This is a genomic window from Halorubrum sp. Ea8, assembly GCF_002252925.1.
GTDB lineage: Archaea > Halobacteriota > Halobacteria > Halobacteriales > Haloferacaceae > Halorubrum.
The window spans coordinates 19,711-30,661 of the sequence record NZ_NHPF01000163.1 but is presented as its reverse complement, the minus strand read 5'-3'; the positions used below and the strand labels follow the sequence as shown (position 1 = coordinate 30,661).

General features: G+C 70.0%; 13 protein-coding genes and 1 pseudogene. 10 read left to right on the top strand and 4 right to left on the bottom strand.

Annotated elements, in window-relative coordinates; translation table 11 throughout:
* The 5 genes and pseudogenes from DJ74_RS18310 to DJ74_RS18290 form a co-directional block, all read left to right on the top strand.
* A pseudogene (locus DJ74_RS18310) lies at window positions 1–205 on the top strand (hypothetical protein); the annotation flags it as partial.
* Window positions 202–810 (top strand): hypothetical protein, encoded by a 609-nt coding sequence (locus DJ74_RS18305; protein ID WP_254922206.1) that lies wholly within the window; start codon window positions 202–204, stop codon window positions 808–810. The pseudogene DJ74_RS18310 and the gene DJ74_RS18305, both read left to right, overlap by 4 nt.
* Window positions 798–1,823 (top strand): hypothetical protein, encoded by a 1,026-nt coding sequence (locus DJ74_RS18300; protein WP_094528261.1) that lies wholly within the window; start codon window positions 798–800, stop codon window positions 1,821–1,823. The genes DJ74_RS18305 and DJ74_RS18300 overlap by 13 nt, the downstream gene beginning before the upstream one ends.
* The gene (locus DJ74_RS18295) at window positions 1,816–2,313 is read left to right on the top strand and encodes a hypothetical protein (protein ID WP_094528259.1); all 498 of its coding nucleotides are present in this window, start codon (window positions 1,816–1,818) and stop codon (window positions 2,311–2,313) included. The genes DJ74_RS18300 and DJ74_RS18295 overlap by 8 nt, the downstream gene beginning before the upstream one ends.
* Entirely contained in the window at window positions 2,310–3,128 is an 819-nt protein-coding gene (locus DJ74_RS18290) for a hypothetical protein (protein ID WP_094528257.1), read from the top strand. The genes DJ74_RS18295 and DJ74_RS18290 overlap by 4 nt, the downstream gene beginning before the upstream one ends.
* A 42-nt stretch (window positions 3,129–3,170) precedes the next feature.
* Here the strand turns inward: DJ74_RS18290 and DJ74_RS18285 are convergent, their stop codons facing one another.
* The gene (locus DJ74_RS18285; RefSeq protein ID WP_094528255.1) at window positions 3,171–4,976 is read right to left on the bottom strand and encodes an archaellin/type IV pilin N-terminal domain-containing protein; all 1,806 of its coding nucleotides are present in this window, start codon (window positions 4,974–4,976) and stop codon (window positions 3,171–3,173) included.
* 189 nt (window positions 4,977–5,165) lie between these two features.
* Between DJ74_RS18285 and DJ74_RS18280 the strand changes: the two genes are divergently transcribed.
* The 3 genes from DJ74_RS18280 (at window position 5,166) to DJ74_RS18270 (ending at window position 7,072) form a co-directional block, all read left to right on the top strand.
* On the top strand, window positions 5,166–5,996 hold the full coding sequence (locus DJ74_RS18280; RefSeq protein WP_094528253.1) for an alanyl-tRNA editing protein: 831 nt from the start codon (window positions 5,166–5,168) through the stop codon (window positions 5,994–5,996).
* A 78-nt stretch (window positions 5,997–6,074) separates the two neighbouring features.
* Window positions 6,075–6,401: a transcription factor S gene (locus tag DJ74_RS18275; protein ID WP_094528251.1), complete on the top strand. Its 327-nt coding sequence runs from the start codon at window positions 6,075–6,077 to the stop codon at window positions 6,399–6,401.
* Between the two features lie 89 nt (window positions 6,402–6,490).
* Window positions 6,491–7,072, top strand: coding sequence for a hypothetical protein (locus tag DJ74_RS18270; RefSeq protein ID WP_094528250.1), 582 nt, complete (start codon window positions 6,491–6,493; stop codon window positions 7,070–7,072).
* 22 nt (window positions 7,073–7,094) lie between these two features.
* On the opposite strand, the gene DJ74_RS18265 is transcribed toward DJ74_RS18270, so the two are convergent.
* Window positions 7,095–7,613 carry a hypothetical protein gene (locus tag DJ74_RS18265; protein WP_094528248.1) on the bottom strand — a complete coding sequence of 173 codons (519 nt, stop codon included), beginning with the start codon at window positions 7,611–7,613 and terminating at the stop codon, window positions 7,095–7,097.
* A gap of 76 nt (window positions 7,614–7,689) precedes the next feature.
* The gene (locus DJ74_RS18260) at window positions 7,690–8,061 is read right to left on the bottom strand and encodes a methylglyoxal synthase (RefSeq protein WP_094528246.1); all 372 of its coding nucleotides are present in this window, start codon (window positions 8,059–8,061) and stop codon (window positions 7,690–7,692) included.
* 138 nt (window positions 8,062–8,199) lie between these two features.
* Here DJ74_RS18260 and DJ74_RS18255 point away from each other — a divergent pair, with 138 nt between their 5' ends.
* The gene (locus tag DJ74_RS18255) at window positions 8,200–8,709 is read left to right on the top strand and encodes a type IV pilin (RefSeq protein WP_254922205.1); all 510 of its coding nucleotides are present in this window, start codon (window positions 8,200–8,202) and stop codon (window positions 8,707–8,709) included.
* A gap of 105 nt (window positions 8,710–8,814) precedes the next feature.
* Entirely contained in the window at window positions 8,815–8,949 is a 135-nt protein-coding gene (locus DJ74_RS19825; RefSeq protein ID WP_254922204.1) for a hypothetical protein, read from the top strand.
* A 39-nt stretch (window positions 8,950–8,988) separates the two neighbouring features.
* On the opposite strand, the gene DJ74_RS18250 is transcribed toward DJ74_RS19825, so the two are convergent.
* Complete coding sequence (locus DJ74_RS18250) at window positions 8,989–10,914, bottom strand: beta-CASP ribonuclease aCPSF1 (protein ID WP_094528244.1); 1,926 nt, start codon at window positions 10,912–10,914, stop codon at window positions 8,989–8,991.
* Window positions 10,915–10,951: the final 37 nt, after the last annotated feature.

Sequence of the window (10,951 nt, the reverse complement as noted above, 5' to 3'; positions counted from 1 at the left end):
CGTCGTCGTCCACGCGATGGGCGAGGCGGACCCGGTCGGAAACGCCTCGACCGTCACCGTCGACACGCGATACGGGACGCACACGGTCGACATGCGCCGCAGCACGAGGGACCCGGTCCGCGTCGACCGCGGCGGCGTCAGCGTCTCGCAGCGGCTCGTCTCGATCGAGGGGACGCAGTACCGGCTCACGGTGTGGGTGTGGTGACCGTGTTCCCGGACGACCGCGCGCAGGCGCACACGCTGGAGGCGTTCGCCGCGGCGATCCTGATCGTCGCCGGGCTCACCTTCGCGCTACAGGCGACCGCGGTGACCCCGCTGTCGGCCAGCACGTCGAACCAGCACCTAGAGAACCAACAGCGAGCGGTCGCGAACGACCTGCTGGAGACGAGCGCGGCCAGGGGCGACCTCGAGGCCGCCCTGCTCCGCTGGGACCCGGAGAACGAGTCGTTCACCGACGGCCGGAGCCCGAGCTACTTCACGGGCGGCGGCCCCCCGAACGCGTTCGGCGAGGGGCTGAACGCGACCTTCGGCGAACGCCGGATCGCGTTCAACGTCCACGTCCGACACGGGCCGGACGGCGCGGCGGAGACGACGCTGGTGGACATGGGATCGCCGAGCGACAACGCCGTGACGGCGACGCGTACCGTCGTCCTGACCGACGACGCGAACCTGACCGCGCCGGGGTACGAAGACACGACGCTCCGAGCCCTCTCGAACGGGTCGGAGCCGGGCGAGTTCTACGCGGCCGACGTCGGCGGCGGCGCGGTGTACGACAGACTGGAGGTGCGCATCGTCGTATGGCAGCTGTGATCCCCGGACCGTCCGACGGCGACGGGTCCCGCGACGGTCCGCGCGGTGACGACTCCACCGGCGACGGTCCGCGCGGCGACCGGCGGTTCCGCGACGCGGACCGCGGCCAGCTCCTGTTGATCTCCGGGCTCGTCGTGGCCGTCTCGCTCGTGGCGCTCGTGGTGCTGCTGAACGCGAGCATCTACAGCGAGAACGTCGCGACCCGCGGCATCGAGGCCGCCGACGGCGAGGCGCTGGAGGTCCGCGCCGCCGCCGTCGAGGAGACCGGCGCGCTGATCGACGGGACGAACCGGAACCGGCCATCGGACCACGATGCGGCGGCCACCGCCGTCGAGGACGGGATCGCCGATCTCGACGCGTACCTCGCCCGGGCGTACGCCGATCGCGGTGGAGTGACGCACGTCTCGGGGAACCGGACGACGATGGAGAACGGGAGCTACGTGACCGGCGATCTCACCGCGAACGGCACCGGAGACGCGAACGCGACCCTCGCGGCCGATGTCAGTCGGACGCGCGGGTTCGTCGTGGCGGTCGATCCCGCAACGCTCGCCTCCACCGACGCGGCCGGGGCACCGACCGACGCCTTTTACGTCGAATTCGACGACGGCGTCAACGAGACGCGGGAGGTGTACGTGTACAACGCCACCGACGACAACGTCACCGTCGCCGTCGGCGAGAACGGGAGCGACCTGACCGTCGTCTGCTCGACGCCGGCCGCCGACCGCGTCGCCGTCGACCTGACCGGCGGGACGCTCGGCGACGAGCGCTGTCCGGGGCTCTGGACGACGAGCGCCGGGGCGCTGGGCGCTCCCTACGACGTGACCCTCGAGCGGACGGACGAGGCGAACGGGACGGTGACCGCGACCGCGCTCCCCGCCTCCGGGAAGTCCGTCGGCTCGGACCACTCCGCGACCTCCGCCGTGTACGAGGCGCGGATCGACCTCCGCTACCGGACCGCGGAGCTCCGGTTCGAGACCACGGTCCGGGTCGCGCCGGGTGAGCCCGATGCGTGACCGCGGACGGAGCGACGGCGGCCGCTCGCTCCGGAGCGACGAGCGGGCCGTGAGCGTCACCGTCGGATACGTGTTGACGCTCGCGATCGGCGCGGTGCTGCTCTCCGGGATCGTCATCGGGATCGGCGGCGTCGTCGACTCGCAGACGGACCGGGTCGTCAGGGGCGACCTCGCCGTCGTCGGGCAGACCGCCGTCGCGAACCTCGAGAGCGTGGACCGGCTCGCCCGCGCGGCGGAGGTCGACCGCCCCGGCGGCGCCGGCGACGCGACCGTGTCCGTCGACGTCGACTTGCCAACCCGTATCGCCGGTCGCCCATATCGGATCGCGGTCGACAACGAGTCGGTGACTTTGCGGACTGACGACCCCGAGGCGGTCGCCGAGATCCCGCACGTCGCGAACCTGTCCGTCGAATCGTCTCGCGTCCGGGGGGGTCCGATCCGATTCCGGTACAACAGCTCCGTCGGCCGGCTGGTGGTGAGAGAGCGATGAGCCGGCGGCGGAGCCGGACGGTCTCGGTCGGGGGCCTCTCCTCGCTCGCCGATGACGACCGCGGCGTGAGCGACGTCGTCGGCTACATCCTCGTGTTCTCGCTGATCACGGTCACGATCGGCACGGTGTTCGCGGTGGGGATCACCGGCGTGGAGGACCGGCGGGAGGCCGAGCGCGTCGCCAACGTCGAGCGCGCGTTCGACGTGCTCGACGACAACCTCCGAGACGTCCAGCGGTACGGCGACCCGAACCGGGCGACCGAGATCCGGTTGGCCGGCGGCACCCTGTCGACGTCCGCCGAGTCGCGGTTCGTCCTCGCGAACACCAGCAACGCCAGCGACGTCGCGAACGGCACCCTCGGCGAGTGGACCTCCAAGGCGATCGCGTACGAGGAGGGCGACACGACGATCGCGTACGAGGCCGGCGCCTTGGTCCGCGGCGACGGCGACGGCTCGGTGATGCTCTCGGAGCCCCGCTTCGCCGCCGCCGACGGTCGGACGACGATTCCGATAATGGCGTTGGTCCGCGGCGGCGGAGAAGGGAGCGTCACCGGCGAGGGAACCGTCCAGATAACCGCGGTCGACGAGGCGAACGCCGACTCGAAGACGACCCGGTTCGACGCCGCGAGCGGCGAGACGCTGTACCTCTGGGTGGAGACGGACCATCCGGACGCGTGGGCGCGCTACTTCGAGCGCGCCGACGGGTTCGCGGACGCGACCCCCGCCGACGCCGACGGCGTCGCCGTGGCGGAGCTCGAACACGGCGACTCGGTGTACGTGCGCGAGGTCGTTCGCGTCGTCGGGTTGCAGCGCTGACGGTCGCCCCGCGAGGGGCCTCGTTCGACCGGCTCGGCCGAGCTAGTCGTCCTCGATCGTCACGCGGTGGCGGGAGACGTGCAGGTGGCTCACCACGGGAACGGACGCCCCCCCGAACGGCTGCAGCGTGGCGAGCGACTCGTCGTAGTGGAGGTTGAGGTCGGCGTCGTTGAACGTGAAGCTCCCGGAGGTGAACGACCCTTTGAACGTCATATTGTTTGTAAGCGTCATTTCGCTCGTCGGCGCGTATACCACTCCCGCGACGTCGATGCCGTCGCTCGGGGCCCCCTGAAAGTCGATACTGCCGCCGCTCGAGTACAGCCACAGGTTCCCCGTTACGTCGTCGTCGGCGGCGATTCGCGCCTGATGCGTCACCTCGACGTCCCCGGTGTTGTACAGCTCGAAGCGGGTGCCGGTGGCCGCCGTGATCGCCGCGTCGTCCCGTATCTCGACCGTGCCGTCGACGAACAGATCGCTGTTGCTCCCGCCCTGCGCGCGGAGGGTCGACTGATCCCGCATCGAGAAGCTGTCCTCGACGAGGACCGCGACGTCGCCGCCCGAGCCGTCGAACACAACGTCGCTGCCGTTCTCGCTCACGTTGAGTTTACCCCCGATATGGACGGTCGCCCCGTCCTCGATCCGTAGTGTACTCCCGTCCGAGACCGTGACATCGCCGTCGACATATGTGTCTTCGTCGATGGTGCGGACGGTTCCGTCGTCGTGGGCGAACCCCGTCGTGAAGTTTCCACTGGACTGAAGCGTCTGATCGCGGACCCGTTCGATCCGTTCGGCGATGGCTCCCGCGACGGGGTCCGCGCTCCCGACCGAGTCGTCGACCCGCTTCTCCCCCGTGATTGTCAGCTTCTTCTTCGCCTGTCCCTTCGGGATCTTGAACGACTCCGCGACGAGGTCTCCGCGGATTTCGATCGATTCGGTGTTGCCGCCCCCCTTCGACGTGAGGTGGAAATCGCTGGTCGTCTGGAGCACCGCGTTATCGCTGGCGTTGCCCTTCCCCGGATACGACCCGCTGGTGGAGTCGTAGCTGTCGGCGTACAGGGTGTTAATGCCGCCGAACTCGAGCCGTGACGTGCCGAGCGCAGAGACGCTCGCGCTGAGCGTCGGGTGGACCGTCTCGGTCCGGAGCGCGACCCGGACCTCCGTCGGCGACACCTGCGTGACGTTCGCCCGCGTCCGGGTCTCGAAGAACCGCCCCCACGCCTCCGCGTACTGGCTCTCGACCGTGACCGTCACGTTCCCGCCCAGCAGCGGGTTCGAGACGTTCTCGGAGGGGAACAGCCCCTCCGGGTGTTTCGAGGTGCCCGTCACGACGGCGTCGTCGCCGAGCCGCCCGTCGACCCCATCGATCGTCACGAGCGGGAGCGTGAGGGTGTCGCCGCGGTAGTGGAACTCGGGCGGGGACACCATCCACGACCCGTCGCCGTTCGACCGCCAGACCCCGCCGCCCTGATACGCCACCCGGTCGTCGCCCCGCTCGTAGACGACGGCGCCGAGCGTGACGTTCTCCGTCACCGTCTCGATCCCGCCCGTCTCGTTTTCGGCCTCGACCTCGATCCGCATCACTCCCGCCTCGTCGTCGACGCGCACGTCGGCGCTCCGGCCGGGATCGAGCCGGATGCGCTGGCTCGTCGACCCGCCGTGCGCCACGAGGCTGGCCTTCGAGTCGACCTGCGTCATCGCCCCCTCGATCCGCTGGACGTCGGCCGACGACTGCACGTCGCCGAGCGCCGTCGACCCGAGCGCCACCGTTATGCCGACCGCGGTGATCGTGAGCCCTAAGAGGAGCACGACGCCGATCACCTCGCTCTGGGCGCGGTCGGGACCGTTCATGAGGCCGCCTACGTCGGGAGCACGCATAAACGTCGACCTCCGAGTATCGGATCTGAGAGCGCCTCCGGTCTCGGCTCCGATCGCGGCGCCGCCGCCGTCACCGCTCCCGGCGTCGCCGACGTCACCGCTCCCGGCGCGCGCCGCTCCCCGAGCGCACCACCTAAGCCGGCCGAGCCGATCTCTCTCGGTATGACCGAGGAACTGTACCTCGCCGACGACACGGTTATGACGTTCGAGGCGACCGTCGAGCGCGCGCTCGACGACCGCGTCGTCCTCGACCGGACGCACTTCTACCCGACGGGCGGCGGGCAGCCGCACGACACGGGGACGCTCCGCCTCGCCGACGGGGAGCGCGACGATCGGTGGCGAGTGGTCGACGTCCGGAAGAAGGACACGATCTACCACACCCTCGCGCCGGCGGCCGAGGCGGGTGACGGCGGTGGCGCGGCGACCGGCGGCGACGCGCCCTCGCCGCCCGAACCCGGTACCGCGGTCGTCGGCGAGGTCGACGCGGCGCGCCGGGCGGCCCACTCCAAGTACCACACCGCCCAACACCTGCTGTCGGCGCTCCTCTTGAACGAGTTCGACGCGCAGACCACCGGAAACCAGCTGTACGACGACCACGCGCACCTCGACGCGGCGTACGACCGCTTCGACGACGCGGACCTCGACCGCATCGAGGCCCGGCTCAACGACCTCGTCGCCGACGAGCGTCCCGTGACGAGTTACGCGATGGACCGCGCCGAGGCCGAGGCGACCCTGGACTCGGAGCGAACCCGCATCGACCTCCTCCCCGACTCGATCGAGGAACTCCGGATCGTCGAGATCGGCGCGGCCGGCGCGGACGACGCGGGCCTCGGGACCGACGCGGACCCCTACGACCGCACCGCCTGCGCCGGAACTCACGTCGGTAACACCGGCGAGATCGGCGAGGTCGTCGTCACCGGCCGGGAGACGAAGGGGGCGGACGAGGAGCGCGTCCGGTTCGCGCTCGCCGAGCACCTCGACGGCGCCGAGTGAGGCCGTCGACCGGCGGACTCGGCTCCGTCGTTCGGTCGCGATCCCGCCGCTTATATACGATCCGCGGCTGGTTCCGCCATGAAGTTCTGCGACGAGTGCGGCTCGATGATGAAGTCCGGCGAGGGCGAGGACCACTGGGTGTGTAGCTCCGCGGACTGTGACAACGAGATCGGCCGCGAAGACGGCGACGACGAGTGGACCACCGAGTCGCAGGTCGAGTCGGAGGTCATCGACGTGAGCGACGCGGAGGACAAGGGACTGCCGCAGACGACCGCGCACTGTCCGGAGTGCGGAAACGACCGCGCCTACTGGTACATGCAGCAGATCCGCTCGGCCGACGAGTCGGAGACCCGCTTCTTCGTCTGCACCGAGTGCGAGCACAAGTGGCGCGAAGACGACCACTGACCCGATCCGCGGCGGCCCGCTCTCCCCTCGCCGGCCGCGCCGCCCCCGTCCCCGCTCGCTTTTAATTACCTCCCCGGCGAACGGCGACCATGGACCCGCCGGTCGTCCCCCCGGACCGCCTCGACGGCTGGCGACGCGTCGCCGAGACGACGGACCGACCGTTCGCCGCCGGCCCCGTCTCCGTGACCGCGAGCACGGTGCGGTACGAGCGGGCGACCGACCCGCCCCCGCGGCCCTTCTGTTTCGCGAGTCGCCTGCGGATCCGCCCGGAGACGGCGCCGAACGCCGCGCTCACCCGTCTGGTCGAGCGACGGGCGAGAGAGGGGTTCCGCGACCGGCTCGCGGCCCGCGACATCGCGGCGGTCGAGCGCCGCGGCGACCGCGAGATGGCCGTGGACGACCCGGCCGCCGAGCGCGCGACGGTCTGGACCTTCCGCGGCGACTGCCGGCTGGAGGAGGACGGGACCGGCGGAGACCGCGAGGTCCCGATCGAGGCGCTGCTCGCGGTGTGGGCGGCCGACGAGTACCTCCTCGCCGGCGGCGCGTACCCGGTCGTCGCCGCCGCGTACCCGGAGGGTCGGGGTCCCGAAGACGCGCGCCGCGAGCTGTTGGGGATCGTTCGCGGTGTCCGCCCGCCGGCGGACAACGGGGATGAGGAGGACGGGGAGTAGCAGAAGCGAGGCGCGCTCCGGGTCAGCAGGCCGTGACGCCGGCACCGGACTCGATCGGAGAGCCGCTGTCGCTGTACTCCGAGTCGTCGATCGCGCCGCCGAACATCGGGAGGGTGAGCTCGTACGCGTACAGCACGTCGAACGCCGCGAACGGGTCGACTCCGTTCGCGACCGCCTCACGCGCGGTGAGGCGGACTCCCGCGGCGAGCACCACGATCGGATCGCCGCCGAGCGCGCCGGCGGCTTCCAGCCCGATCTCGTTGCCGGCGGCGGGGTCGGTCAGCACGGAGAGGTGGACGACGGCGTCGATCGTCGCGCCCGTCTCCCCGATCGAGATCGGGTAGCCGTCGCCCGCGAAACACCGCGTGGGCGGCGTCGCGGCGTCGTCTGGTGTGCCGCCGTCCGAGGCGTCGCCTCCGGACGCGTCGCCGCCAGTTTGCGCCGCCCCGATACCGACGGCCGCTCCGCTCGCGGCGAGCGCCGAGACGAGGAGCAGCGCGGCCGCGACCGCCGCGATCCGGGTCATCGGGTGCCGGGTCATCAGTGCGGAGTACGACGGACGGACGTAAAACGCCGCGGCCCTCGGTATCCGATATGATACTTGGACTCGGGGAGGCTCACGTCGAGCCGAGGAGCCCCTCGACGAGCAGTTCCCCGGAGGCGACGTTGGTCGCCAGCGGGACGTCCTTCACGTCGCAGACGCGCAGCAACGCGGAGATGTCCGGCTCGTGCGCCTGCGCCGTGAGCGGGTCGCGGAGGAAGACGACGCCGTCGATCGCCTCGTCGGCGATCATCCCGCCGATCTGGAGGTCGCCGCCGTACGGTCCCGACGCCTGCCGGTTCACGGCGAGGCCGGTCTCCTCGGCGATGCGTTTCCCGGTCGTCCCCGTCGTCACGAGCTCGCAGTCGTCGAGGGCCGCGGCGTGCTTTGTGACGAACTCCACCATCTCGTCTTTCAGCTCGTCGTGGGCGATGAGCGCGAGACGCATACCGTCCGTTCACGGGTATGGTATAAGTGTATACTGAAAAGCAGTATCTGTATTGATAGGTGGGCCGACGAACTCATACGACCCCCACCGAACAGGCGAGTATGATATCCGACTGCGTCGCCGGCGACGGGGTGATCGATGCGCGGTAGCGACGACCGCGGCGTCAGCACCGTGGTCGCGACGATTCTCATGGCCGCGATCGTCGTGATAATCGCGGCGAGTATCGGCGTCACAGTTTTCGATATCGGCAGCGCGCTCACGGAACCGCAGGAGCCGCGCGCGTTCGGTGACACCGAGGTGACGCTCGGACCCGAACACCGGGCGTGGGGCGGGTGGAACTCACGGGTCAGCGATCCGCCCCGAGGCGACGTCGACGTCGTCCGCATGGAGTACGTCGCCGGCCCGTCGTTCGAGGGCGACGAGGTGGGTTCGATACTCGTCCGCTGGGAGGGCGGTGACGGCGAGGGCGGACAGGTTCGCTTCCTGAACCCGAACCTGTTCGACGAGGACTCCGAACAGGAGTTTCACTCGCAGAACGTCGGTGAGTTCTGTACCGGCGATTTCGCGGTCGGCGACGCGTTGACCGTCCGGATGGTCCACAATCCGTACCAAGAGGACGGGGAGACTGGGGTCGACGGTCCGCCGTAAGAGTACGTCGAATCGGGTCAGAACGACGTTGCCGGCGGCGCCGGCGACGAGCCGTTCTTCCGCGTCGAGAACAGGTACCCGATCGAGTTCAGCGGCGACCGTCCGATGGAGCCCGGCGACTCCGTCGAGATCCGCTTCATCGGCGTCGAGGAGGAGCAGCCCATCGCGCGTACGACGGCGGTCGCGACCGCGGCCACCGACGGACCGACCGAGCGGGACAAGCCCGGTTGCGACGCCTGACAGCCGCGTCCCCGACGCCCGCGCCACCGATGGCCGGCGTTACTTGAACCGGAACGTCTCCAGGTTCTTCGGCGCGAACGTCCGCATGTTGTAGTCGTGGTACAGCGCCGAGGAGAGGTCCTGCACGGAGCGCTCGTCGCCGTGGACGCACAGCACCTTCTCCGGCCGCGGGTTCATCGTCTTCACGAAGTTCTCTAACCCCTGCCGGTCGGCGTGGCCGGAGAAGCCGTCGACGACCTCGGTCCCCATCTCTAGGGTGAGCGTGTCGCCGCGGCTCCCGCCGCCCCAGCCGTCGACCGGGATCTCGTCCCAGCCGTTCTGGATCCGGCGGCCGAGCGTTCCCTGCGCTTGGTAGCCGACGAAGACGAGGTTCGAGTCCGGGTCGGGGCCGATGTGGCGGAGCCACGACATGATCGGCCCGCCCTCGATCATCCCGGAGGTGGAGATGACGATGCACTCGTCGCCGTCGGCGACCTCCTGTCGCTCGTCCTCGCCGGCGTCGATGTGGTTGAACTGCTCCGCGAGGAACGGGTTCTCGTCGTCGTGGAAGATCCGGTCGCGGAGGTCGTCGCGGAGGTATTCGGGGTAGGTCGTGTGGATCGCGGTCGCCTCCCAGATCATCCCGTCGAGGTGGACGGGCATCGTCGGGATCTCGCCCTTCCGCATCGCCTCCTCTAAGACGAGCATGATCTCCTGGGAGCGCCCCACGGCGAACGCGGGGATGACGACCTTCCCGCCCTGCTCGTACGTCTCGTTGATGACCTCCTTGAGCGCCTCCTCTGAGTCGGCCTGGTCGGTCTGGTAGTCGTCGCGGCCGCCGTAGGTTGACTCCAGCACGAGCGTCTCCACCCGCGGGAAGTCGTTGACCGCGCCGTTGAACAGGCGGGTGTCCTCGTAGTGGATGTCGCCCGAAAAGGCGACGTTGTAGAGCCCGTCGCCGATGTGGAAGTGCGTGACGGCGCTCCCGAGGATGTGGCCCGCGTTGTGGAAGGTGAGCTTCACGTCGGGCGCCACGTCGGTGACGTCACCGTACTCGAGCGGAATGGTGTGTTTGATCGCCTCGCGGACCTGCGCCGATTCGTACGGCGGCGTCCGCCCCTCCTTGGCGGCGACGTCGAGGTAGTCCAGCGTGAGCAGGCCCATCAGGTCGCGGGTCGGCTCGGTCGTGTAGATCGGGCCGTCGTAGCCGTACTTGTACAGGAGGGGGATCAGCGCCGAGTGGTCGAGGTGAGCGTGCGTGAGAACGACGGCGTCGAGCGTCGCCGCGCCGGCGCCGAGCGCCTCGGGGACCTGCAGGTACGGCACCTCGCCCTCCGCGCCGGGCTTGTCGCCGCAGTCGATGAGGATCCGGGTCTCGGGCGTCGAGAGGATGAACGCGGCGCGGCCGACCTCGCGACAGCAGCCGAGCGTCGTGATCCGGACCCACTCGTCGTCGGACATCTCCTCGCGGTGGATCTGGCGCCCGACGCGCTCGAGGATGTCGCGGCGCTCCTCGCGCTCGGTCTTCAGGAAGCCGCGCACGTTCGAGACGGTCGAGGACTCGATCGGCGGCGTCCGAACGACCTCGGGGGTCCAGCCGACCTCCTGGGTGATCTCCCGCAGCGTGGAGCCGCGGCGGCCGATCACCATCCCCGGCTTCTCCGCCTCGATGACGACCTCGCCGGTGTCCTCGTGGAAGTCGAGGGAGGTCACGCCGGCGTCGTCCGGGATCACCTCGCGGACCTCCTCCTCGGCGCGGGCCGGCGGAGAGAGGGCGCTGGGGTCCGGGCGGACCGTGATTCGTTTCCGGAGCTTGGAGGCGAGCCGGCGGATCAGGTCGCCGTCGCCGGCGAACCGCTTCGGGTCGCGGGTGTAGACGACCAGTTCCGGGCCCTCGTACTTGACGTCGGTGACCGTGATGTCGTTCGGAATCTCCTGTTCGATCTCTGATTTCAGTGTATCGAGCTGCTTGTCGACTTGACTCATATCTTACCGCGGGTAGTCGGGGTCGCCGCCGCCGTCG